The following is a 25,248-nucleotide window of genomic DNA, read 5'->3' as shown; positions in this document are numbered from 1 at the left end:
TGGGTTCTCCTGTTCCTATCTTATATCTGGTCTATTAAGCTTAAAGCTTCATCACCACATTTCAAAGGGAATAGGGACCTACACCTTCCTATGAAAAAAGAAGCACTTCTGCCGTTTTAATCCCCGCCATACTTGAAAAGCCAACTTCTTGTCCTGGCTATCGCATGCCTTGATCAATGCCAACAGCCTGCCTCGGGCGCGGATTAATTCGCCCAAGGCAGGCTACTGCTGCTCTTCCTATTTGGTTACGTTAACCTCCATCTGGCTGCTTTCCGTGATGCCGCTATCATTGGATAGCTCGACGCGGTAAACATAGGTGCCTACAGTGCGGCCCGTTATTGTCGTAGATGCGCTTTGCGCACCAGGCGTATTCACCGTCAGCGTCTGCGTATCAATAAGCGTTCCATTTTCATACAAACGGTATTCCGTGGCGTTCGTTCCCCACCACAGGTTCATCGTTACCTTGTAGCTGCCATCCCCATCCCAGTTATCATTGGACAGCACAGGCTGGCCTGGAAAAGCGTCCTTAACCGTTACAGTATGAGGGCTGCAGCTTGTCGTACCGAAAGAATTGATTAGCTCGCAAGTGTACGTATACGTACCGTTTGCTTTGCCCGTTATGTCGAAAGAAGCTGACTGTGCGGACGGCGAGTTGTCGCTCAATATTTTCGTCTCAATTAGCTCGCCGTTCTCGTACAGCTTATATACCGTTCCATTTTGCCCATACCACAGGTTCATCGTAATTTTATAGCTGCCGTCCAGCAAACCGTTGTCATGCCCGTTATTGTCGGAAAGAACAGGCGTACCCGGAATGCCGGTCGCTTTCTCTGCCCCCGTCACGGTTATGACCACGGTTTGTGTGGCTTGCAGCCCTGCCTCATTGACCGCTGTTGCTGTAAATGTATGCGTTCCGGCAAGTCCAGCCATAGACAGCACCTCGCCGTTTGCTACTGGATTGCCATCAAAGGAAAGCTCCAAGCTTCGAATGCCCGATTCAGGGTCCTCCGCCGTCACCGCCACCGTCCAGTTGTCCGCCTCGGTCATCTGCTGCGGCGCACCCACATACTGAATGCGCGGCATCGGCGGCTCCTCCATGCCTGCTCCCAAATAGAAGCTAGTGTGCGGCGGCTGATTATAAGCTACATTTTGCCATGCAATGCCAAGGCGGTATACCGGATCATGCATCAGCGTTCTAATGCGGTGCTCCGTTACATCGGTCGTCGTATAAATGCGCAGCTCTGAGCTGTCCGTAGAACGCCACATGACTTCCTCGCGCCAGTCGCCGAACAGATCCGCCTGCAGGCTTGGATTAGCCTTTGTTGAATTGTTCGAGGAAGCGCCAGTCGCCGTAAGCAGATTGACCGTTGTTTCATTCGTGTAATCCCACTTGTCGATCCGATTGCCATCCTGCAGCTCACGCAGCAAATCGCCATCCCACCATACGCCGAAGTTAGTCGAGGAAGGGATATTCGTTGTAATCAGCTCACCGCGTGCATTGTATAGTCCCGTAATCGGAATATGCTGCGCATTCGTAATTGTAGCCGACCACATTTCCTCACCGATATGGTTTGGATCAATATCCGCTGACAGTCCTCGTCCGGTATCTATACCGGTGAAGACGCCCCAAAGGATTTCTCCCGTCGCTGCATCGCGCATCTCCATACCGTACTTGGAATCCGTATGCTCGTGTACACCAAACACTTCAAGCCCCGGACGCGTAGGGTCCAGATCGCCAAAATGCAAAGCATCGCCATGACCAAGTCCTGTATTGTAAAGCGGCTTGCCGTCATCGTCAATCGCCATTGCGCCAAACGTAATTTCGTCCTTGCCATCGTTGTCCACATCGCCAATCGACAAGTTGTGGTTGCCCTGACCGGCAAACGATCCATAGCCCTCCGTATTCGAATCAAATTTCCATTGCTGCGTCAGCTTTCCGTCACGGAAATGATAGGCAGCCAGAACTGTTCTTGTATAATAACCACGGCTGAAAATAACGCTCGGATGCTCACCGTCCAAATAAGCGACGCCCGCAAGGAAACGGTCTACCCGATTGCCGTATGCATCGCCCCAGGCGCTGACATCACCGCGCGGCGGATCATAGGCAACGGTATCCAGCGCGCCGCCGTTCAAACCATTAAATACGGTCAAAAATTCTTGCCCCAGCAGCACGTAGCCGCTGCTATTGCGATGATCGGCACTCGGATCTCCAATAACACGACCGAGACCGTCAATCGTTCCATCGGCTGTTTTCATCGTTACCTCAGCGCGTCCATCTCCGTCGAGATCATAAACCATAAACTGTGTATAATGCGCGCCAGAGCGGATATTCGGCCCCATATTGATGCGCCACAGCCGTGTGCCGTCCATTTTGTAGGCGTCCAAATAGACGATGCCCGTATAGCCGGCTTGCGAATTATCCTTGCTGTTGGACGGTGTCCACATCAATACAATTTCCAGCTCGCCGTCGCCGTCAAGATCGCCGACACTAGCATCACCCGTATTGTACGTATACGGCTGTCCATCCTTTGTATAATCATCGGCAGGCTTTTGCAGCGGAATGGACAAATAAGATTGTGTCCAAACGCCGAAATCTGCGGTCGCCTGCTGTTCTACACCATTCAGCAGAGTCGTTACCCAGTAGACGGAGTTGTCCGTTCCCGCTGGGTCAAGCAGGTTTGTGCTGCCTGTAATCGGCTCCGCATTTACCTGAACCCCGTCCCGATATACATTGAATGCGATCGACGAAGGATCAAGGCCCAGCATTCGCCAGCCGATGTAATTGCCCTCGGACTGCTTCACCGCAACCGGAGCGCGGTCTAAATTTTCCATATCACGGTACAAAATCGTCACCGCAGGCGTCTCCAGGCTTTGTGACAGATCGGAAATGCCGCCTGCATTCACCGATGCAACCTTGTAGTAATAAGGAATCGTCGTCAGCACCGTAGTGTCGGTATAGACAGCTTCCGCCGATTTTCCAATCAGCGTATAGTCGCCATCCGCTTTGACTGCGCGATAAACATAGAACACTTTCGCATTACCAACCGCATCCCAGTTAAATGTCAGATCGTTTTTGTTCGTTTCCACAAGCGTCAAGTTTGCCGGAATGGCCGCCTTCGGCACATTCGGATCAACCATCGACACGGCAAGCGCATTGGAAGCAACCGACTCAAGCCCCGTATGGTCAATGGCTGTCACCGTATACACATAATCCAGACCGACATCGGCTGTGGTATCAGCAAAGCTAAGTGCCGCCGTCTCAGTCAAAAGCTCTGCACTAGTGGCTACAGCAGCCTGACGGTAGACACGGTAGGCCGATGCGCCTTCCACAGCGTTCCATGCAAGAGTTGCCGTTACAGGCTCGTTCTCCAGCTCAAGCCCCGTTAAGGCAAGGCCCGTTGGCGCAAGCAGCAGCGGTGTAATTTCCAAGCCATTCAAATGGGCCGTTTGGCCGCTGAATACGAGGTTCATTTGGCCGTCTTTCACCGCAATCTGATTGAATACCCGCTCCGCAATGGAAGCCCGGCCGGAAGTGATCGTGCCGTAGTCCGCACCTTCGATATTAACATTGGTTCGTGTTGAGCCGATCCAGTCGCCCGTATACGTTTTGACCGAATAAGAACCGTTCGGCAAATCGACCTTAAATTCATAGCTCGCGTTAAAATAAGCGACAAAATCGCGGCGCAGATCGTCGGTTCCTGTACCGCGATCGCGGTCAATCATGCCTGTGCTGTTCGTCAGCCCATAGCCAAGCTCAGGCGTATACAGCACATCGCGCGTAATTTCGGTATAGCCTGCTGCAACTGGCGCTCCTACTGGCCCGAAATCGAAACGGTACTGTGCCGATTTGGTCGTGATGGACACTTCGCTGGAAGGCAGCGATTCGCCGCGGCCGTTAACAGCCGTTACCCGTACCGTATAAGATTGGCCCTCCAGCATACCGCCAATTGTAAGGGTCGGTACCGTTGCCGTGCCAATCATGGCGTAAGCCGATTCAGGCTCGGAGGCCAGCTTGCGGTAAACTTTATAAATATCGGTGTTGTCCGAAGCGCTCCACTTCAGCACAGCACCGGCATTGCTGACGCTGCCCGCAACCAGATTAGCTGGTGCGTCAGGCACAGCATCAGGCTGTTCAATTTCGCGGGCAAAGTCTGCCAGCGGTACCGAAAGCTGTTCAATGCCGCCTGCCAGCAGACGGGCTATTTGAATTGCCCCATATTCTTGGAAATGCGTATTGTCCGCAGAGCCGTTCGGGAACGCGCCATAAATGCCCGGCTCAACATGGAGGAACACCGACAAAGAAGCCTGAGGTCCGATGGAGTTGTAGTAGGCAATGCTGAGCGCACTCAGATCAACCAGCTCTACATTCAGCTCGGTGGCCACGTCCTTCATCGCCTGTACATATTCAGGGAAGCTCACATTGAAAATACCCGTATCCGCATTGAAATCGCGGCGGCCCATTGGCGTTACCAAAATCGGTGTCGCACCGCGTTGTCTGGCGCCGTTAACGTAGGTTTTCAAATAGTTTTTGAAGTCGGCTGGGGAAGCATAGCGCTCTGGAACGCTAATAGTCGCATCATTATGGCCGAACTGGACAAGGAAGTAATCGCCCGGGTGAATCGTCCGTAATACTTCATCAAGACGTCCTTCCACAATAAAGGATTTGGAGCTGCGGCCGCCAATGGCATGATTTTTGAAAATAACATCATTACTGAAAAAACGCGGCAGCATTTGGCCCCAGCCAGCCTCAGGCTCCCAGTAAGGATCATAGGTTTGAACGGTAGAATCTCCCGCGATATATACGGTCGGAAGCTCCCCAGCCTGACGCTCCTGCTGCTTCTTGATAACAAGTGCGTTCAGCTTGGGCGCGGACCCCGTAAATTCAAGATTGAGCTGCCCATCCACAAGCGCCAATTGGAAGTCCATCTCCAGATATTGGCCCGCTGCCTTGCTGGTCAGCTGCACCTTCTGCATCGTCTCGGCCTTGATTGCGATTTCGGATGCTTCTGACGCATCACCTGCAATAAGCGAAATGGTATAGTCCCCATTAGGCAGATCGACGTTAAAGGTTCCATTCGTAGGCGTGACAAAATCCGAACGCAGCGGATCAGCTGTTCCACGGTTGCCTGTGCCGACATTTGAAATGTCGGTAAAGCCGTATTTCAGCGCAGATGTATAAGCGGTCTCGGCTGTCACACGGACATAGCCGTCAGCAAGCTCGCCCGAGCCGAAATCGAAGCGAATAGTATCGCCTTCCGGCAGCGTAGTAGGCGGCACATAAGCAGTGCTCTCTGCAATAGCAGAGGCTTCCGACTCCCCGCGCACGTTAAAAGCTTTCACGGTATAAAATTGCGGTACAGACGTGTCCACGCCAGTATCCGTATAGGCAGGCACCGTCGTTTGGCCAATTTCTACAAAAGGACCTGCTGCCGTATCGGAACGCAGCACCTTGTAGCCTTCCGCTCCCTCGACAACCGTCCAGGCCAGCACGACTGCCGAAGATTGTACGGCGCTGATGCTGAGATGGCTCGGTGCGGCTGGCACCGTAAGCGCCGGTATCGTTACCGCCGCGGTCGGTGCGCTTAAGGACGACTCCAGACCGACAGCGCTGACGGCAGCGACGAAGTAGCTGTAGCTGCCCCCTTCTACGACAGCCGTATCCACATAGGAGGTCGCTGCTGTTTCCCCTGCTAGGACAGGAGCGGACCCGCCCTCCGCACGATAGAGCCTATAGTTAACCGTATCCGCCACTTGATTCCACGTAAGCGTCACATCCTGCGGCGTCACACGCGTCACAGCAAGTCCGCCCGGCGCCTCAGGCGCAGCAGTCACTACCTGCTCAATGACGATGCCGTTCAAATAGGCGTAGCCCGTCGTCGCCGATATATCGACTGTGAGCTGCCCGTCATTTACCGTTGTCCGGTAAGTGCCCTGAATGACAGCCTGGCGCGTAGACAGCGTACCTGCCGAGACGCCCTCCAAGGCGACATTCGTCTTGGTCGTGCTTGTCCCGGTCAGCAAATCGCCCGAATAAACCGTGACATCATATTCGCCATTAGGCAAATCCGCATAAAATGAAAAGGAGTTTCCGAGGACAAAATCATTCGTCAGCTCATCGCCGCCAGAGCGGTTGCGCGATGCCAGTGCGATGCTCAGCCCATAGCCAGCCTCAGCCGTATAAAGCTGCGATTCGCTTACACCGATAAAGCCTTCCTTAACAGGACTTGAGGCTGTACCGAAGTCGAACTTCTTTACAAGCTGCTCTGCTTCGTTTGCGTATGCCGTTTGCACGCCAAGCGGCAGCCCCTGCAGGATAGTGGTCCATAAAACAGCTGCGGCGAGCAGCAGGAACATCAGCCTTTTTTTACTTCTTAACATATAAAAATATCCCCCCATTTTCTCCAATGAAATGTTTGACCGTTTCACACCAAGGTTCGACTTTCGGGTTAACTGCGTATCCGTTTTTTAGCCTCAATTTAAAGTAAGCGTTTACAAAATACTGCATCCTGCTGTACGATCCTAAGCTGTCTGTTCGTAATGAGGCCTTCATCCCTCCCTGCTTCTATATTTAATGGTTATAACATTTTTATTGAATACGCTTTCAATTTGATACTAACGTTGTTTTTTGTGAAATAATAGCAAAAAAACCGTCTTTTTTGATTAAAAATCCGGTTTTCATTGCAGAGCTGCCGCCGAAGCAGCAGCCTTCAGTATGAATAAGAGCTTTATGTAATAGCTTATAAGGCTAAGTAAGGGCCGACTAAGTCCTGCACGCTTGCTTCACCCATAAGCCGGATAAACAATTCCAATATCAAGCTCCTTTTCTAAGCGTCCCTCTGTATAACGAAGCTGCTCATTCCCCTTAATTTCCAAAACGAGCTCCGCTCCGTCGTAGTGGACAACTCCTTTAATCGTCCTAACGCTCATGCCGATAATGCGGCTCAGCCTGCCTGCCCGATCCGTAACGATGCGAATGCCAAACGGGAAACGCATATGCTCCTGCCCATTTAAATAAATGACGCATTCCTCACGCGTATTGAGCAGCTCAAACGACAAGCCGCCCACTTTTCTGCTGTAAGCCGTCCCGCCGCCTGCGGGCTCCTCGCCGTGATCCATTGCATAAGGCAGCAGCCCCGTGAACCATAATGTTTCATTCGGCGTAGGCAAAATACCGCATAACCGCTCCACATAATCCAGCACGCTCAAAATCGCCGGCGAATACGTTTCCGTATAGCCCTCCACCCCGGTCCATGGGCTAAGCGCTTGTGCAAACCGCGTCATATTAGACATCGCCGACACGAGCGGATACATGACCCACGTCAGCTCTACATAACGCTGATGCTTCTCAAACGCATGGGGAGCGCGAATGATGCTCAGAAAGTTGGATGGCCCGCCCCAGCTGTTATAGCTGGAAAACGGATCAAAGCGCGGATCATCCATCGCCATCGACGTAAACGGAAATTTGGCAAAAAACTTTTTCGTATTGAGCAGGTAGCGCCTTAGCATCGTATCAAAAAAACGGCGGTCGCCCACCTCGCAGGCCATAACCCGCAGCAGCACATCCGACTGCACCCTTACCAGCTCATTCTGGCGGTCGCGATCATAGAAGAAATGGTCCGCTTCATCAAAGCAATATTCGAACAGGCTTGCAAGCGAGGCCTCCGCCTTCCGCTGCCATTGTTCGGAGGAAAGTCCCAATTCCTTCGCTATTACAGCCAAATACTGCCGCTGGCAGTATACGTTAGCCGTCAAATCAGGAGCCAAAAATGGCAAAATTGGAGAATCCGGCTGACAAAGCGCGGCATCCCCCAAATGCGGCGTATCTGGCACATGCCAGAAGCGGGGCGACAAATCATGGCCCGTATCGAAGGTGCTGAACGCCTCTACACAGCCCGTCCCTCTCGTATTGCGGTGAGCCGCCAACCAGTCGTCATAACGGGACATAGCGTCATACATCGTTTTCAAAAATGCCTTGTCCCGCCCATGCAGCGCATAATGATTCCAAACGCTGCGGGCGAGCGGCGTCACCAATTGAATTTGCCGATAAGACGGACCATTTCCCGTTATTTTGTATGGAAATAGGCCATCCTCCCGCTGATGCGCCGCAAAGGCTAGATAAGTCGTCTCCGATACAGAAGGAATAAACCGGGACAGCAGCTCCGCGTTAATCGTACCTGTGCTTTCCAGCCAGCAGCCTAAGTAGACGCCGCCCTCATGCAAAATCGGCTCCGAATTGCTGCCCGTCGGCACGATGCAATCCAGCAAGCGGCGCATAGCCTCCTCATGTACGCCCTCCAGCCTTCCTTCAGCTGCAGCAAATTTCACGCCTCCTGCCTCCCACTCGCTCATTAACGGTTGATCGGAGGCCTTGCCCTGCTGCCCAAATATATGCTGCACAGACTTGCTTCTGAGCCGCTCCAGCAGCTGTTCACCCATAAATTTCGCCCCGCTTTCACTAATTAACGCTTATCAATTTGCAGTTCACATGTTTGATTGCATGAATGAACACACTCACATGCCCATCTTAGCCCCTTCTCCGCTCTTCTCTGGCCTGACAGCAGCAGGCTGCCTGACGGCAGCCTGCATGCAACATATTCGACTAACCATATTTAGAAGGCTAGCTAGGCCTTCGCCTATGCGCTAAACGGTTCAATAGCATATAGAATAATTTTCTAATTGGGTTAATTACTTATAAGATTAATTACTTATAAAATTAATCACTTATATGCTTAATTGCTTATTGATTTTTCGCAAAAATTTGCAGCGTGCCGTTGTAGAAATCGGCAACCGCCTGCTCCACCTTTTTGCGGCCGAAACCGATTTCCTGTACCGTCGTCTCCGCCAGCTTGGAAAACTCAGCGAAGCCAGGAGGATTGTAGCTGACTGCGAAGGGCTCCGTTTTTGTCGCTTCCGAAACGCGGCTCGTATAGTCGTAAACGATGCGGTCCGCGTCGCTTGCTTCGGCCTGCAGCGCCTCTCTATTTTTGGACGTTACCGGAACGCCGCGATCATTGCCGAGCACCTTGGCTGCCTCTGGATCATTAATAAAGAAGTTGATCAGCATCGCCACTTCCTTCGGGTGCTCCGTTTTCGCATAGCCCGACAGCCCTTGGCTGGACTCGAATACGACGCCCGTTCCTTTCGGACCTCGCGGCAGCTGCACCATCGTCAGCGGGTCCTCCGTCAGCCCTTGATAGGCGGCGAATTGGTTGGAGGGAATAAGGCTCATCGCAACCTTTCCCGTTATGATCAACGATTTGCTAGGATCGCTCGGCGGATTCGATACCGCAAGCTCCGGCGTTACGACGCCGCCCCCCGCCGTTGTCGCTTCCCAGTATTTAAACCAGCTCAGCGCCTGCTCTTCTGTAAAGCCTGGTTTGCCTTCTGTCATGTTGTAAAGCTGCGCTCCATTTTGCTTAAGCCCAATATCCATGCCATCTACCGTAAAATTGTACGTTCCATATACGCCATCACCCAGCTTCTCCGATATATCCTTGCTGATGCCAGCATAATCATCCCAGCTCCAGCCGTCCTGAGGCACCGGAATTCCCGCTTGCTCAAACAGCTTTGTATTTATAAGGATGCCTCTCGCATTCGCCCCAGCAGATATATGAAGCAGCTTGCCGCCCAGTGTACCGTACTCCACCATCGATTCATCCATATCTGTCAAATCCAGCTCGCTGCCTACATAAGGGTCAAGCTCCAGCAAAACCCCTTTATTGGCATAATCGACAACGTTGCCGCCGAGGAAAAAAACATCCGCTGGCGTACCCGATGCGAGCTGGGTATTCAGCTTGTCAAAATAGCCGGATGAAGGCGCGAACTCGCCCTGCACCTTAATATTTGGATATTTTTTCTGAAATAGCTCCAGCACCTGGTTCGTGCGGTCAGCCCTCCCCTGGTCGCCCCACCACATGATGCGCAGCTCTACCTGTTCCTGTCCTGTACCGCCGCTGCCATTGCCCGTGCCATCCGTCTTGCCCTCTCCGTTAGTGCCAGATGTTGCACCTCCTGCTCCCGTTCCTCCCGAGCAAGCCGTCACAATTACCATTAATGCTGCCAGCATTGAAAATAGGATACGCCGCTTCATGCCAATCTCCCCCAATTTCGATAATGTAGATTAAGTAATGCGCTTACAACGCCATCTTACTGTAAACCCCGCCCGCCAGGCCTTTCATTATTTCGGCAGTTGACTTGCAATTTTTTCGGATGCTGCATAGCCTCATTCGCTATTTCAAGCCTGTCGTTGCAATCCCCTCCAGAAAATAACGCTGGAATGTCAGGAATACCGCCGTAATCGGCAGCAGCGACAGCGCAGACATAGCCAGCAGCGCACCCCAATCCGAGGAGCCCGATGGATCGAACAGCGCCCGAATGCCTAGCTGCACAGTGAACAGCCGAATATCGCTCAAATAAATCATTTGGCTGAAAAAATCATCCCATGTCCATATAAACGTAAAGATTGCCGTCGTAATCAGCGCTGGAACAAGCAGTGGGAGAATGATACGAAAATAAATTTGCTTTTGGCTGCATCCGTCAATCGTCGCGCTTTCGTCGAGCTCGCGCGGAATGCCCCGTATAAACTGGACCATAAGCAAAATGAAAAACGAGTCCGTCGCGAACCATTTCGGCAGCACCAGCGGATAATACGTATTGATCCACTGCAGCTCATTGAATATAACGTACTGCGGCACCAGCGTCACATGATAAGGCAGCATAATCGTAACGAGCATCAGCGAAAACCACAGCTTGCTGAACTTAAACGTCAATCGGGCAAAAGCAAACGCAGCAAGCGAGCATGTTATGGCATTACCGAGCACGCTCAAGAGTGAAATCGCGAAGGAATTGGCGAAAAAACGGCTGAAGCTGATGCCTTGGAAGCCGCGCCAGCCGTTCACGTAATTTTCCAGCGTAAATGTGCTTGGCCAGATGCCCGGATCAGAAAAGATAAGCTGGTTCGGCTTGAAGGAGCTGCTGATCAGCCATAAAACGGGATAAATCATCAGCAGTCCCATGACGATAATCGGCACATGCCTCAGTACTTGCCCATATTTTATACGGTGTGTCATCCTTTACACTTACCTCCCGTCCTTGTTGTCTCCATAAAACACCCAGTATTTCGAGGTGATGAATATAATCGCCGTCAGCACTCCGATAATGAGCAGCATAATCCAGGCGAGCGCCGAGGCATAGCCCATATCGAAGAAGGAGAAGCCTTTCAAATACAAGTACAGCGTATAAAACATCGTCGCATCAAGCGGTCCGCCGCGGCCGTCCCCGATGACGAAAGCCGGTGTAAACGCCTGAAACGAATGAATAATGCTCATAATGAGATTGAAAAAAATAACCGGCGTCAGAATCGGCAGCGTAATGCTGATGAACTGGTTCCACTTCCTTGCGCCGTCCACTTGGGACGCTTCGTAGAGATCAGCGGGAATTTGCTTTAGCCCCGCCAGAAAAATGACCATCGCCGAGCCGAACTGCCACACCGACAGCGTAACAATCGTATACACAATGTAATCCGGGTGGGCGATCCACGACGGCCCTTTTATGCCAATCCAGGCGAGCGCCTTATTTACCACTCCCGTACCGTCAAATATTTGCCGCCATACGATAGCGATAGCAACACTGCCTCCAAGCAGGGAAGGGATATAATAAATCGTCCGATAAATGCCCAGCGCCCGGATGCCCTTATTGAGCGCCATAGCTACAAGCAGCGCAAAAGCCAGCCTGAGCGGCACGGAAATGAATACATACTTGAAGGTTAGCCATAACGATCCGGTAAACGTGCTGTCATTCGTAATAATTTGCACATAGTTGTCCATGCCAATCCATGATGGCGGGGACAGCAAATTGTACTTGGTCATGGACAGGTACAGCGAACCGAGCATCGGCCCAGCCGTCAGACAGAAAAAGCCGATCAGCCACGGCAGCAGAAACAAATAAGCGGTTTGGTTCTGCTCGCGGGCAAGTGTTTTGCGGGAAACGCCCATGGCAAAAATCCCTCCTAATGATTGATGTACGCAAGCAAGCTGCATTCGTACACCAATCATACGCAGGAATAGGATTCGGCAACATATCATTTCTTCGGGAATTCATTATCACTTTTTTCAGGGTGACGCTGGCGGAATTCCGACGGGTTCATGCCATAAATCCGTTTAAATTTGGAACTGAAATAGCTCGCATTGGAAAAACCGGTCAGCTCGGATATATCCCATAGGCTGAGTCCCGTTTCCCGCAGCAGACGAATCGCATGCGCCATTCGGACATCGGTCAAATACTGAATAAAGGTTTTGCCAGACTTCGCCTTGAACAGCTCCGAGAAATAAGACGAATTGTAATTGAACTTTTCGGACAGCATCGTCAGATTCAAATCGTACATATAGTTTTCCTCGATATATTGCCTGGATGCCTCCATAACCGAATAATCGGCGTCCTCCTCTGCTCCTTGCAGCTTGTCATGAATAGCCGCTGCGAGCTTCATCAAATAGTGGCAGGCCTTCTCCGCTGTGCTGAAGTTGAGCGCCATCTCCGGGCGTACCCAGAGCTGTTCGCCGCCTATAATCGGTACATGCGCTTCATGCGCCTGCGCCTCCAAAATCAGATTTAATTGAAAAATCGCCTTAACGAATCGGATGCGTGACACGCTAAGCGCCTCCTTCAGCTCGCGCTCCAGCATTTTGACGAGCTGCTCCATTTCGCCCCGCTCCAGCAGCCGCCGGATCAAATCGGCCGTCTCCTTGGGAAGCAGGAACGGCTCTGCCGTCGCTCGCTCGCCTTGCCGGATTTGCGCCTCCGCCATATTCCAGGCGACGAGCGAGGACATGCAGCCCTCTCTCCACTGCTGAAAGCCTTTGACGGCATTTCCTATGCCGATGGAAGGCTTGAACCCAAGATGTCCGCTCACAATATCGCGCAGCTTTTGTTCAAACTCTACGCTTTCCGCTTCCTCATCCAGCAGCACCACATGCATCAGACCATAATAATGCTCGTCTCGTATCGCTTGCAAAGAACCGGCAAAGCCCTCTGCCAGCTCACGGCAAATGAGCTCGAACGCCAGGCTGAACTGCTCGGGCTGCCTCGTCTGTCGGTCCGTTTTTTGATCCGTTCTTTGATGCGTTTGTTGGCCCGGCTGCGTGTCCTCCTGTCGGACAGGCTGCTGCCCGAGTGCTTGCAGTCCAGCCGTCATAAATCTAACCGTGCGCTCCCCCCATTCCTCCAGCTGAAACAGCCGCGCCCGCTCCACCAGCGTATCCTCGCGTCCAGCCTCCCCCCGGATGAGGTGCCGCAGAAAATGCTCCTTCATTTCTTGATAGTACTGCGTCAGGCGCCATTTCATGTCCGCTGACTGTCTGTAGCTCTCCTGCTCTTTATCCAGCTCCTGCCGTACCTTCAGCAGCGCTTCCGTCAACTCGTCCCTTGCAACTGGCTTGAGCAAATAATGGCGAGCCTGATGGCGGACAGCAGCATGCGCATAGTTAAAATCCTCATAGCCTGTCAGAATGATTAGCCTAATTTCAGGATAAAGCTTACGACAATTGTCCAAAAAAGAAAGCCCGTCCATCACCGGCATATTCATATCCGTTATGACGACATCGAACACTTCGCGCTCAAGCTGCTCCAGCGCCTCCGTGCCATTCGCCGCCTCGCCCGCAATTCGCAGGCCCAGCTCCTCCCAGTCTACCTTGAGACGCAGCCCTAAACGGATTTCCGGCTCATCGTCCACGATCAGCACCTTATACATGCTTTCCCTCCTCCTGAATGGGCAGCGTCAGTACAATGAGCGCACCACCCCAGCTGCTTTCCTTTATCTGAATCTCGAACAGCTCCCCATAATAAAGCTTGCACCGTGCGATTACGTTGCTGAGACCAATTTGGCTGTCTCGGCTGTTCAGCAACGCATCCATCCGGGCTGCCGCTGATCGCTCCGCGAGTTGGCGCTTCGTCTCGCCTTGCACACCCGGCCCGTTGTCCGCAACGCTAAGTACCATACGCTCGCCGCTCCTGCTTACTACGATTTCCACCCTGGCCTCCGGCTGATGCTGAAAGCTATATTTGACGGCATTTTCGATCAACGGCTGTAAAATAAATTTAATAATCGTCAAATGCGCAAGCTCGCCTTCCTCCCTCAAGGTCAAGCTCAGCCGCCCCCCGAAGCGGATTTGCAAAATCTCCACGTAATCCTTCACATATTTCAGCTCCTCGCGCAGCGGCACCACATCATCGCTCATTCGCAGTGAGAAGCGCATCATTTTGCCAAGCGATTCAATGACCTGCACGGTATCATCGGTCCGCTTCTGCATGGCGAGGCTGCTCATCAGCTCCAGCGTATTAAATAAAAAATGCGGATTAATCTGCATTAGCAGCGCCTTGTATTCCGCTTGCTGGCGCAGCAGCTTCAGCTCAAATTCGTTTTTGATATGCTGCCGAAGCTGCTGGACCATATTGCGGAAGGTCACGGTCGCAAAACCTACCTCATTGCGGATGCTGATTTCCGGCGGCAGCCGCAGCTCAGCCTGATTGAAATCGCCCCGCTGGACATGGCGCATTGCGGATATAAGGCGGGATAGCGGATTGGAAATGCTCTGGGACAGCCAGATCGCGAGAAAGACCGACAATACCAGCAATATCGATGCAAACAAAATAATGCTGCTGCGTAGTTGAAACAGCTTCGCGTACAAGTCTTGTTCAGATACGAGGCCGACAAGTATCCATCCGGTTCTTTGCAGCTTTTTGAATACGACAATATCTGTCTTTCCCTTATCCGATTGGACGTAAATAACGCCCTGTTTGCGCATATCTCCGCGAATTTTCCCCATGGCAGACTGCATGTCGGCCTGCGCCCCGGCTTCAGGCGGGGAGAGCAGCAGCTGGCCGCCCTGATCCATTAAATATATGGTACCGCTTTCACCAAGGTGAATTCGATTGAGCGGCCGCTGAAAATAGTCGCTGCTCACATTAATTTTCATCACGGTTCGGGCACGGCTTGGCTCGAAGGTTCCGATTGGCATTAGCATGCTGACAACCGGATGCGTGTTATTGTAGCGCGCCTCGACCGGGTCGAGATGGCTCGCCACCCAGTGCGTTCCCGATGTTTTAAAATCGCTGTACCACTGCTGTGCAAGCAGGCTCGGGTCAGAAACGACCTGATTGTCGCTGCTGATCCACGTGCCGTCTGAGCGGTAAAAGGTCACCCGCGATACGCTCGTATAGCTGTTCATCGCCTGCGTGAGAAAGCTGCTGAGCTTAATATTGGCCAGCATTTTCTCGCCCGCCGCAAGCTTCGGGTCCGACACGGCCCCTTCCCAGTTTTTCGTTGTATCGCTATTGAACACGAGCGAGGCAAGATCGTAAATCTGCATCTGGACCATATCGACGTAGGCACCGTACTCCTCCATTTTCTCCAGTGCCGAGGATTCGATATAAGAGCGGATGATGGAGCGTGATTCATTAAATAAAATATAAGACATAGCACCAAACGACAGGACGAACAGCAGAATAAATACGGCAATCAGACGGCTTTTTAATGAGTAAAACACAGCTAGTCCCCTTTTCTGTCAGACGTCATGCGTGATTTGCCAATATAGTAGCACAGTGCTTGCTAGATCCGCTCACTTTTCTCTAAAAATGCTCCACTAGGATGTGTATGCAAACCGGAGTCGGTCTGCCACTCCTTGCTCAGAGCTTATTCAAGGGCAATCTCATCTGACGATGCAAGGCTTGAGAACCGAAGCATGCGATTGTTGCTGAGACCACGCAGCTTGGGACGCCCACTCCTTGTTTGGAGGACTGAGGTTCCGCTATTCTGGCTTTTGATCCGATTTCTGGCCGTAAGCGGACAGGAAATCCGTTATTGCCCTCATTATCCCGTCAAAATGGCCATTTGCAGCATATTAGCGGCTGCTGTGTCCGCAGCCTGTGCCATAACCCTTAATTCTGTTGAAATAGCAGCTACTGTGTCCGCCAAGACTAGCCCTAGTTTATTTATTACAATCATTTATTTGTTCAAAAATAATACCTTGACCTTGAAGTATACTTCAATCTTTATACTCTGTTTATACAAGATTTCCGCCCCTTTGGACGGAGAATACAGAAATAAATGGAGGTACTGTATAATGAAAGTATTCGAAGTCATTGTCATTCTGATTATTTTAGCGACAGCGGGATGCCTGTTATTTGCAAGAAAAACGAAGCGGCTCGATTCCGTTATGCTTGGCACTGTTGTACTGGCTGTGCTGCTGCATGGTGTAATCGATCATTTCCGCATCCAGATGGTTGCTGCCTACGCTGTAGCTTTAATTTTGATTATTGTATTGGCCCCCCGGCTGCTGAAGCCTAACGACGATTACATACGTTCCAGGGCTATTATTAAAAAGGGTCTACTCTCCCTTATCGTCATCGCACTTAGCGGATTTTCCGTATATGCGAGCACGCTGCTGCCGGTTTTCACAATGCCAGAACCTAACGGCAGCTATGGCATTGGCACCATCGCACGGCATCTAACCGATGAGTCCCGCGCTGAAACGCACAGTGAAGATCCGAACGACAAGCGCGAGCTGATGATCAATGTATGGTATCCGGTACATAAAAATAATACCGAAGGCGCCTCGACTGAGCATTACCCTTCGGAAATTGGGGAAGCGGTCAGCCTTGTATTCGGCATACCGAAGCAAATTTTCAGCCATGTGATGAACATTCCAACGCATGTCTTAGAAGGGGCCGAGCTGTCCACTGCTGAAGCGAGCTATCCGGTTGTCCTATTTTCTCCCGGCATTCGCTCGACCCGCTTCCAGAGCATGACGGCAATTGAGGAGCTAGTAAGCAATGGCTACATCGTTGTAGGCATGGATCATCCTTTTACATCAGCGAAGGTTGATTTTCCGGATGGCCGTTCGATTTTATACGAAGCAGAACCCGAATTTCCGACGTCAGCGGAGCTTTACGACAACAATATTAAAGAAGTGGCTGTCCGTGTAGCTGATGCGAGGTTCGTGCTCGACAGCTCGACACCTTGACGGCATGGAATCAGGAAGACCCCGATCACAAGCTTGAGGACAAGCTGGATCTGAGCCGCGTTGGCATTTTCGGTCACTCCTATGGCGGGGCGACAACCGCGGAAACACTGGCACAGGATAGCCGGTTTAAGGCAGGGATGAGCTTGGAGGGCGGATTTTGGGGCGATGTCGCCCATAACGGCTTGAAGCAGCCGTTCATGTATTTGATGACGGGCGACACAGCCAAGAGCCTTGACCCGGCGACCATGGAGAAATCCTATGTCTATTTCGAGGAGTTCGCTTCCGATTTGGATTCGGTCATGACGAAAAGCACCAATGACACCTATTATATGACCGTGGAGCCTTTTATCCATCAGAGCTTTACCGACATCGCGCTGCTGTCGCCTAAGCTGTTCGCCAAGGGCGTCGACCCCGTCCACACGGTAGATATTACACGCTCTTATGTCACCGCCTTTTTCAATCAATATTTGAAAAATGAATCGCAGCCGCTGCTGGCTGGGCCGTCGCCGGACTATCCCGAGGTTATTTTCGACCATAACTATACGAAAAAAGCAACTGCCCAATAAACAAATGGACAGTATCAAGGAGGGAAACACGCATGGAAGGAATGACACGCGGCGAGCTTGCCAAAAAAACCGGGCTTAGCATGGCAACGATTCGCTACTACGAGGAAAGCGGCATCCTTCCGGCCCCCCGCCGCAGCCAAGGTGGCTACCGTCTGTACTCGGACGATTATTTGGTCAAAATCAAATTCATTAAGGACACCAAATCACTCGGCTATTCCCTCAAGGAAATTCAGGAAGTACTGCATCTGCTAGGCCGTGATATGGACGCAGAAACCTTAAAGGAGTATGTGCGGGGCAAAATAGTCGAGATTGATGAAAAGGTCGAATCTCTGCGCTCTATTCAATCGATGCTGGCGACTTTGCTTGAGACGCCTCAAACAGACATTCACAACTATCTGGATTCATTTCGCAAGTCCGAAGATTAATGACCGTAGGCCGCGGATACTGTGCGTGAAAAAGCCTTATCGCTTCTGTCTTTGGTTTATCTTTTTGTGTATTGGATTATGTTTTATATTTTAATTGATAAATTTGCTTTTCATTTATCAACGACCTTTCCCTTCTTTGCCTCGCACAAAATGGTATATGATATGTTTTTACTTAATATCGTTGTGAGTCTGGTTTTAGCTCAAATGGTTGTCGGACTAAATCTATTTTTAAAGATTAAAAAAGCTAAGCTTTTCAACAAAATGCAGCTTGTACACATCCCATTGTTCGTTCTTGCCCTCTATCTTACGAGTTCAACAACTACAGCTATACCATTTATTAAAAATTGGCATGTCTCCTTGTTGGGGGATTCGACTGTACAATAAATAAGGGAGGCCCGCATGAGGCCTCCCTTTCTTGCCGTTACATTCGTTTATTGCACCTTAACCTCATCCAAATAAATCGTTGCTGTGCCCGTCGAGCCGCTCGGTGCAAACACTTGAATGCCCAGCGCCTGGACATTATTTTTGTCCGCCACGCCTGACAAATCATAGCTTACTGTTACGAATCCATCACCGCTGTAGGAAACCGTCTCATTCGATGCAAACCAGCTCCAGCCGCCGCCCGTTTGCAGGAACAGCTTCACGGAAACGGCCCCCGCAAGCGTTGCATTCCCATCCGCCACCACTTTAAACTTGGCCGACAGCGTATTCGCTGTACCCAAGTCCAGTTCACCTACCCGTCTAAGCTGGAAATCGCCGCCGTTTAGGTCAAAAGCCGCCTTCAGCGAGCTGCTTCCCGCTGAGGCTTCATCGCTCGACACCGTCATATCGCGGGCGTTCGCCGTATTGTAGGCATTGCCACCATCGGTATTAATTGCCCAGCCCTCTTCCGCCGCTTCAAAATCATACCCTACGCCAGCTGATCCTGAATCGCCACCATCCACATACACATCATCTACATAAACGGATGCTGTACCTGTCTGCCCAGCCGCCGGCTCGATTTTCACGCCGATCGCTTGGACGCTGTCGAGTCCCGTCAGGCTGGAGAGCGGAAGTGTCAGCGTCTTAAAGCCGCTAGAATCGACGACGCCCGTCCCGCTGTCATGCCAATCCCATGTGCTGCCGGTCTTAATATACAGGCGGGCATTTGCGGTTCCCTGCGACAGCTTTACCTTGACACTGAGCGCTGTAGCGGCGGACAAGTCCGCTGCTGCAACCTTCGTCAGCTCAAAGCCTGCTGGGCTTGCCAGCGAGAAGGTAGACGTCAGCGAATAGTCGCCCTCCGTCTTTTCATCGGCTGTAATCGCTGCATCCGTGGCCTGCGCCTCATTCGAGCTTACGACCCAGCCTGCTGTGTCCGCCTCGAATCCATACAGCGTTCCCGATTCTGCCGGGGAGCTTCCCGAGCCGGAGCCGCCATTCGGCACGCCGCCCGTTCCATCGTCGATCGCTTCAATATCGTCAAAATAAAGCGTGCTGTTAAGCGTTGCTCCATTGACGGCATTCACGTAAACGGAAAATTCCTGTACGTTTTTCAAGCTGACCTTGTTGATTTTTTTGCCCGTATTTCCTGTGTCCCAAGGAGCAACGGTAAACTCATTAAAGTGCAGGCTGACCCATTGTCCCGCTGTACCCGCGAGCGATGGATACGCTTCATAGGAGACGCCATCCACACGCAGCTGAATAACGAGCTTCTGATTGCTGCCGTCCGGCACCATCCAAAATTTCAGGTTGTTGAGCGTGGACCAGTCTACTCCGCCCAACACCTTCGTAATGCCCGCATAGCCGGAAGTGCCCAGCGTATAGTCCAGCTTCATCGCATAGTTGCCCGAGCTTTTATGCGCGCCGTCCAGCGCTACCGCCGTCGCATCGCCGCCCGCATGAATGAACTTCGCTGCCAGAGCGGCATCGCTGCCTTGGTACGTCTCGAAGTTATCCACTACAGCCGGATCTTTCTCCGCTTCGGCATACGTGCTGTACAGGCTCAGTTGATCGACGTAGATCGGGAAGTCACCTGCTAATCCACTGCCGACAAAAGAAATCGCAAGCCCCGTCGCCGCTGTGGATTTCTCCGCATCATTCAAATCGATGACTGGCGTAAATTTCGCATACACCGTGCCGCCCACTGTTACTTGCGGAAGCTCGGACAGCTTAATCTTCGTTGTCGACATGCCGTATTTCGTATCCCAATCTGGCGCAAGCATCGCAATGCTGCTAATTGTCGCATCCGCAACTCCCGCATTCAGCGGAATAAAAGCGTCCAGCTTAATGCGCTTCACATCCGCCAGTGCATTTCCACCGTCAAGCGCGGGAAGCGCAAGCTTGAATTCCTGCCACAGATCCGCTGCTGCCGCATGCTGGGCATCCAGCTTCAATACGCCGTTGCCATCAAAAGTATCATGCTGAACGGTCAGCGCCATCGTTTCCGGGTAAGTGCCCGGATCGCCATTTTTGACTACGCCTTCTGTATCTTGGTCAAAGCTGTAGGTTTTCATCAAAATCTCGCTTGCCTGCACCGATACCGTCGTCGTTTGCGTCAGCACAACCTGATTGCCGACATATACTTTGACGTTCAGCACCGCCGTTTTGCCATTTAAGCCTGCTGCTGGAGACCAATTAGCCGTATAAAAGAATCCGCCGCTGTCGAGCGCCATCGGATATTCCGTATCCGACCCCTGCACCGTATATACGACCTTCGTCGGGGCGATTTCCAGCGCCCGCGCGCGAATCGTGACGGAGCCGCCCACAATGCTGTTATCCGTTGGCGTCGCAATATGCATGAACGGCTGCTCCGGCGCTGTCACAACCGTATGGCCATATACGCCCTGCACCTCATTGCGGAAAGTCGTAAATGAATCATTATAGAAGTTAATAAAATCAGGCAAAAGCTCATGATCGCCGAGCCCGTTTGGCGCATTTTTATAAGGCACATACAAATTGTTGCCAAGGCCGAAATTCGCCCATGTCTGCATATAGGCAATGCGCGAAGCGTCCTCATCGGACTTGATCGCATTCAGCAAATCGGTGAACCAGGTCGTATTATTGTTCCCGGTCGTCTTCATCCCTTCTGGGCTGTAGCCGAATTCGGAGAACGTCGCGATTTTTCCCTTGCTGTCCGCCATTCTTGAGATCATGCCGAGATCGGTTACAAGCCCGTTCAAAAAGCCCTGCGAACCCGCATTCTCCTTGTTGTCGTATTGATCCATCCCCAGCACATCGACATAATCGTCGCCCGGGTACGTCGTCAAATACGTGCTTTCTGCGCCGCCGAACGAGCCATTCGGCGAGAAAACATACAGGAAGTTTCGCACGTCCTTCTTATCGCGCAAGTATTCAACCGTATAGCGGAAAATCTCCTTGTATTCGCTTGTGGTCGTCGTTTTCGCGCCCCACCAGAACCAGCCGCCGTTTTGCTCATGGAACGGCCTGAACAGGATCGGAATGAGCTTGCCGTCATCATCCTTCACATTGTTGGCGAAATTCGCTATCGTGTCCAGAAAGGCATTAAACTCCGCATGCTTGTTGCCGCCCGGCAAAATATGAGCGACTACATTGCCTGATGTATCGTTAAAGCTGCCGCCAGTCACAAAGTTCGGAAAATGGGTGCTGAGCGTCACAATGCCGCCGAGATTGTGGGCGTTCTTTACCGCAGCAGTGAGATTAATCCGGCTTTGCTCAATATTGTTCGGCACACCCGGCTTCTCTTTACCTTCCAAGCTAAGCGTATCCCAGCCGAACACAGCAGGGAAATCGCCGACCGAATTTTTCACCTCAGATTGCGAGCCATCCGCCCTGGTCAACGTCACGCCTTCGTCCGTTGCATGCTGATGGCCGAACAAAATTTCCTGGCCGCGCACGCCGTTCAAATAGGCGAACAATGATTTGGTCTCAGCCGTTGCATGCTGATCGACAAAATTCACCGCCTGCTCTGTGCTGCCGCCATTATCGCCTCCGTTGTTTCCGCCGCTGCTGCCGCTGCCGCCGGAGGATGTGCCTGTTCCTGGCGTCGTACTGGTGCTAATCGGCGCCAGCGTGCCATTTTTCAACGTATAAGTGCCTCTCGCTGCCGCTTTGCCATTAATGATGACGGAATCGGCTTGCACCGTCAGCTGACCAATCGTTGTTCGCGGGCCAGTGATCAGCTCCGTAGGCTGATTCAGCACGATGCTGTCTACCTCCGCGTTGTCACCCAGCTCTAGTATGGCCGGGCTGTCAGACATGATGCTGTCGATGGTTGTTTCTCCGTCTGCCTCCACATGCACCTTGCCATCCTTGCGGTTTATTTCCACATTCGCCAGCTTCGAATCATTAAAGATAACGGTATGCTCGCCGCCACCCGCGATAAATGTCGTCCCTTTTACGCTGGCTCGATTGACTGCCGCTTCGCCATCCCCAATGCCTGCGGTCAAATAAAGGTTGCCGGCAATTTGGGCATCTTTGAGCGTAATGCCGGTATGATTGATGATGGCATGGCCCGAAATCGCTTGCGCCGCCGTATAATTGCCAGCGTTGGCATACCATTCGGCCACCAGCTTGTCTACTAAAGTTATCACCTCAGCGCGGGAAATTTTGCCCGCGGGCCGGAAAGCGCCATTTTCATAGCCGCTAATGATACCTTGCAGTGCGTTAATGGCCTGCTGCGCATAGCTGGAAATTTGGCCGCTATCCTTAAAGGAACCCGCAAACGTTGCATGATCCGCCGCCTTCAGCTCAAACACGCGTGCCAGCAGCGTCACCGCATCCTGCCTCGTTATCGGCTGCTCTGCTCTCGCCTCATTATTGGGAAAACCATCGTAATAGCCCGCAGCCTGCGCTTTGCGAAGCTCATCGACATACCACGCCGTTTTCGGCACATCGCTAAAGCTTGAAGCGGACAAAGTGGCAAAACCAAACACCCGATTAATGACTGCGACAAACTCGGCTCGTGTCATGCTGCCATTAGGATGGAATGAGCCATTCGGGTAACCGCTTACAATATTTTGAGCACTCCATTTCTCTATTGCGGCTTTCGCCCAATGCCCTTGAATATCGGAAACATTTGAACCTGCAGTCGCCCCTGATTGAGCGAAAGCAGCAGAAGAGAACATCGTAACAACCATAGCTGGGGCCATGACGGCCGCGATCCATTTGCGTTTTTTATTCATGCGGTCCTCCTATATTTTTAGTATTTTGAAAGCGCTTCACATCATTATAAAGGAGTTACTTCAAAAAAATAGGAGATTGAATTTGTTTTTATAGTTCTCGTTTGTCTTCTATCTTGTTATGTTTCTTTGTTTGAAAAAATGCAACCAAGCTGCCGCTTCGCCGTATCTAATCAGACATCCCTGCTGCAGCAGGAGCTGTAAAACCATTAACAACTACAATCACAATCTGCTATACTACAAATAGTTTCATATCCTTACAAAAAATCGACAAATTTCACCATTCTGGCCTATTAAGCGCTTCAAGGTGATCAACTGTCGAGGCAGATGGTTCTCTTATTCTTATAATTGAGGAGGCAAAAATGATGGGTATTGGATCGAACTCAAACGGAGGAAACGCTTTTGGTGGACAAGGTGGTATCCAGCAGGGCGGCATTCAGCAAGGTGGCATTCAAGGGGGTATCCAGCAGGGTGGCATCCAACAAGGCGGTATCCAGGGCGGCATTCAGCAGGGTGGCATCCAACAAGGCGGTATCCAGAGCGGCCAGCAAGGCGGCTTCCAGAATGCTGGAAACGCCAACGCTTTTGGCGCAGCGCCTGCTCCTCAAGCTGGCGGCTTCGGCGGCGGACTTGTTCTGTCCAAGGGACAAAAGCTCGACTTAACGAAAAATAACCCAGGACTCGACCATTTAAAGGTTGGACTCGGTTGGGATACAAATCGCTTGCAGGGTCAAAGCTACGACCTCGATGTTGAGATCTTCCTTTTAAACCAAATGGACAAGCTTCCTTCCAACGGTCATATTATCTTTTATAACAATTTGACCAGCCCGGATGGCGCGGTTCGCTATAACGGCGACAACCGTACAGGACAAGGCAGCGGCGATGATGAGTCGGCAGAAATCCAGCTCTCCCGCGTGTCCCCTGACATTCAGAAAATCGTATTTACGGTGACCATTGATGACGCTTTGCGCAAAAATCAAAACTTCGGCCAAATCGGCAACGCCTACATTCGGATCGTCAATCAGGCGAACGGAGCTGAAATTTGCCGCTTCGATCTGTCCGAGGATTATTCCACCTCGATTTCCTTGCTTGCAGGAGAAGTATACCGCCACAATAACGAATGGAAATTCAATGCGGCAGGTACAGGTCTTGCACTTGATCTGGCTGGGATTTGTGCACATTACGGCGCAATGTAATTCACTACACATCTTACTGGAGGTCAACTCATATGCCATTTCAATTTCAAGTGGAACGCGAGCTGTTTCTGAAAGCAGAAGGCCAAGGCAAGTTTTTCGCCAAAAAAGGCTCCATGGTCGCTGATCAGGCTTACAACGGCAAATTCAAATATTCCAAGCGCTTGCTCGGCACAAACTCCGGCAACATTGTTGGACAAGTATTGAACCACGGTATGCGCCGCATTACAGGCGAAAACCTTGAAATTATGGAGGTCGAAGGCCAAGGCTCCGTATATCTTGCCGACCAGAACACGCATGTGACAATCATTAATTTGGAGCAAGGCGGCCCTTGGCAACACGTCAGCGTTGAAAGTGAAGACCTGCTGGCGTTTACAGAAACTTGCCACTACGGCGTTACGGTCATCGGCTCCGGTGTCATTTCCCAGCGCGGACTTTTCACCTCCAAGCTCTCCTACAACGGCCAAGGCGCTCAAGTCGCAGTGAAAACCAACGGTAACCCGCTCGTACTGCAAGCCCCATGCCGTGTCGATCCCGATGCGATTGTCGCCTGGACAGGCCCTTCACCTAAAGTGAAGCTCGATGTGAACTGGAAAACGTTTATCGGACAAACCTCCGGTGAGTCGTATATGTATGAGTTCAACGAGCCTGGGCAAGTCGTTATTATTCAACCGTTCGAGCGCCAAAGCGGCGTGAAATTCGGCATTGATGATAACCGCTACCAGCCGCAGGAGCAAAACAGCGCCTTCCAGAACACCTTTGGCGGCAACGGCGGAAATGCCGGAAACGTTGGTAATAACGGCGGGGCTCCAGGCAATAACAATAATGAAGGCGGGCTCGGCGGCATTATTGGCCGAATTTTGCGTTAGGCCATTTATTATACGTACGCCCGATAAGAAAATTCAAAGCAT

14 protein-coding genes are annotated in these 25,248 nt (G+C 51.6%); 6 read left to right on the top strand and 8 right to left on the bottom strand.

The window, feature by feature from the left end; translation table 11 throughout:
• Nucleotides 1-237 precede the first annotated feature (237 nt).
• From WH37_RS37175 to WH37_RS29095, 7 genes are all read right to left on the bottom strand, one after another.
• Nucleotides 238-6,375, bottom strand: a complete 6,138-nt coding sequence (locus WH37_RS37175; protein ID WP_046234162.1) for a rhamnogalacturonan lyase family protein — start codon at nucleotides 6,373-6,375, stop codon at nucleotides 238-240.
• A 402-nt stretch (nucleotides 6,376-6,777) separates the two neighbouring features.
• A complete protein-coding gene (locus tag WH37_RS29120) occupies nucleotides 6,778-8,433 on the bottom strand; it encodes an MGH1-like glycoside hydrolase domain-containing protein (protein ID WP_046234160.1) in 1,656 nt (551 codons plus the stop codon).
• A 301-nt stretch (nucleotides 8,434-8,734) separates the two neighbouring features.
• Nucleotides 8,735-10,087 carry an ABC transporter substrate-binding protein gene (locus tag WH37_RS29115; RefSeq protein WP_046234159.1) on the bottom strand — a complete coding sequence of 451 codons (1,353 nt, stop codon included), beginning with the start codon at nucleotides 10,085-10,087 and terminating at the stop codon, nucleotides 8,735-8,737.
• Between the two features lie 139 nt (nucleotides 10,088-10,226).
• On the bottom strand, nucleotides 10,227-11,066 hold the full coding sequence (locus tag WH37_RS29110; RefSeq protein ID WP_046234158.1) for a carbohydrate ABC transporter permease: 840 nt from the start codon (nucleotides 11,064-11,066) through the stop codon (nucleotides 10,227-10,229).
• Between the two features lie 9 nt (nucleotides 11,067-11,075).
• Nucleotides 11,076-11,990 carry a carbohydrate ABC transporter permease gene (locus WH37_RS29105; protein ID WP_046234157.1) on the bottom strand — a complete coding sequence of 305 codons (915 nt, stop codon included), beginning with the start codon at nucleotides 11,988-11,990 and terminating at the stop codon, nucleotides 11,076-11,078.
• An 86-nt stretch (nucleotides 11,991-12,076) separates the two neighbouring features.
• A complete protein-coding gene (locus tag WH37_RS29100; protein ID WP_046234156.1) occupies nucleotides 12,077-13,741 on the bottom strand; it encodes a response regulator transcription factor in 1,665 nt (554 codons plus the stop codon).
• Nucleotides 13,734-15,536 (bottom strand): sensor histidine kinase, encoded by a 1,803-nt coding sequence (locus tag WH37_RS29095; RefSeq protein WP_046234155.1) that lies wholly within the window; start codon nucleotides 15,534-15,536, stop codon nucleotides 13,734-13,736. The genes WH37_RS29100 and WH37_RS29095 overlap by 8 nt, the downstream gene beginning before the upstream one ends.
• 576 nt (nucleotides 15,537-16,112) lie before the next feature.
• On the opposite strand from WH37_RS29095, the gene WH37_RS36755 reads away from it, so the two are divergent.
• Genes WH37_RS36755 through WH37_RS29080 form a run of 4 tightly spaced genes read left to right on the top strand, consistent with a single transcriptional unit; the run spans nucleotide 16,113 to nucleotide 18,387 of the window.
• A complete protein-coding gene (locus WH37_RS36755) occupies nucleotides 16,113-17,012 on the top strand; it encodes an alpha/beta hydrolase (RefSeq protein WP_231594418.1) in 900 nt (299 codons plus the stop codon).
• Nucleotides 17,009-17,578: an alpha/beta hydrolase gene (locus WH37_RS36750; protein WP_231594417.1), complete on the top strand. Its 570-nt coding sequence runs from the start codon at nucleotides 17,009-17,011 to the stop codon at nucleotides 17,576-17,578. Before WH37_RS36755 ends, WH37_RS36750 begins: the two co-directional genes overlap by 4 nt.
• 32 nt (nucleotides 17,579-17,610) lie before the next feature.
• Nucleotides 17,611-18,003, top strand: coding sequence for a MerR family transcriptional regulator (locus WH37_RS29085; protein WP_046234154.1), 393 nt, complete (start codon nucleotides 17,611-17,613; stop codon nucleotides 18,001-18,003).
• Between the two features lie 21 nt (nucleotides 18,004-18,024).
• On the top strand, nucleotides 18,025-18,387 hold the full coding sequence (locus WH37_RS29080; RefSeq protein WP_046234153.1) for a hypothetical protein: 363 nt from the start codon (nucleotides 18,025-18,027) through the stop codon (nucleotides 18,385-18,387).
• Nucleotides 18,388-18,434: 47 nt separating this feature from the next.
• Here the strand turns inward: WH37_RS29080 and WH37_RS29075 are convergent, their stop codons facing one another.
• Nucleotides 18,435-23,147 carry a glycosyl hydrolase gene (locus tag WH37_RS29075; protein WP_046234152.1) on the bottom strand — a complete coding sequence of 1,571 codons (4,713 nt, stop codon included), beginning with the start codon at nucleotides 23,145-23,147 and terminating at the stop codon, nucleotides 18,435-18,437.
• 632 nt (nucleotides 23,148-23,779) lie between these two features.
• Here WH37_RS29075 and WH37_RS29070 point away from each other — a divergent pair.
• Together WH37_RS29070 and WH37_RS29065 are read left to right on the top strand one after the other, a co-directional pair.
• Nucleotides 23,780-24,340: a TerD family protein gene (locus WH37_RS29070; RefSeq protein ID WP_046234186.1), complete on the top strand. Its 561-nt coding sequence runs from the start codon at nucleotides 23,780-23,782 to the stop codon at nucleotides 24,338-24,340.
• 32 nt (nucleotides 24,341-24,372) lie between these two features.
• Complete coding sequence (locus WH37_RS29065; protein ID WP_046234151.1) at nucleotides 24,373-25,206, top strand: AIM24 family protein; 834 nt, start codon at nucleotides 24,373-24,375, stop codon at nucleotides 25,204-25,206.
• Nucleotides 25,207-25,248 lie beyond the last annotated feature (42 nt).

It is taken from the genome of Paenibacillus algorifonticola (assembly GCF_000971975.1).
Classification (GTDB): domain Bacteria; phylum Bacillota; class Bacilli; order Paenibacillales; family Paenibacillaceae; genus Pristimantibacillus; species Pristimantibacillus algorifonticola.
The sequence above is the reverse complement of the archived record's forward strand: the minus strand, read 5'-3'. Positions and strand labels throughout refer to the sequence as shown.

Bases quoted from the DNA above. Each gene is read 5' to 3' on its own strand.
- WH37_RS37175 (WP_046234162.1), bottom strand. From the start codon at position 6,375: ATGTTAAGAAGTAAAAAAAGGCTGATGTTCCTGCTGCTCGCCGCAGCT.
- WH37_RS29120 (WP_046234160.1), bottom strand. From the start codon at position 8,433: ATGGGTGAACAGCTGCTGGAGCGGCTCAGAAGCAAGTCTGTGCAGCAT.
- WH37_RS29115 (WP_046234159.1), bottom strand. From the start codon at position 10,087: ATGAAGCGGCGTATCCTATTTTCAATGCTGGCAGCATTAATGGTAATT.
- WH37_RS29110 (WP_046234158.1), bottom strand. From the start codon at position 11,066: ATGACACACCGTATAAAATATGGGCAAGTACTGAGGCATGTGCCGATT.
- WH37_RS29105 (WP_046234157.1), bottom strand. From the start codon at position 11,990: ATGGGCGTTTCCCGCAAAACACTTGCCCGCGAGCAGAACCAAACCGCT.
- WH37_RS29100 (WP_046234156.1), bottom strand. From the start codon at position 13,741: ATGTATAAGGTGCTGATCGTGGACGATGAGCCGGAAATCCGTTTAGGG.
- WH37_RS36755 (WP_231594418.1), top strand. From the start codon at position 16,113: ATGAAAGTATTCGAAGTCATTGTCATTCTGATTATTTTAGCGACAGCG.
- WH37_RS29085 (WP_046234154.1), top strand. From the start codon at position 17,611: ATGGAAGGAATGACACGCGGCGAGCTTGCCAAAAAAACCGGGCTTAGC.
- WH37_RS29075 (WP_046234152.1), bottom strand. From the start codon at position 23,147: ATGAATAAAAAACGCAAATGGATCGCGGCCGTCATGGCCCCAGCTATG.
- WH37_RS29065 (WP_046234151.1), top strand. From the start codon at position 24,373: ATGCCATTTCAATTTCAAGTGGAACGCGAGCTGTTTCTGAAAGCAGAA.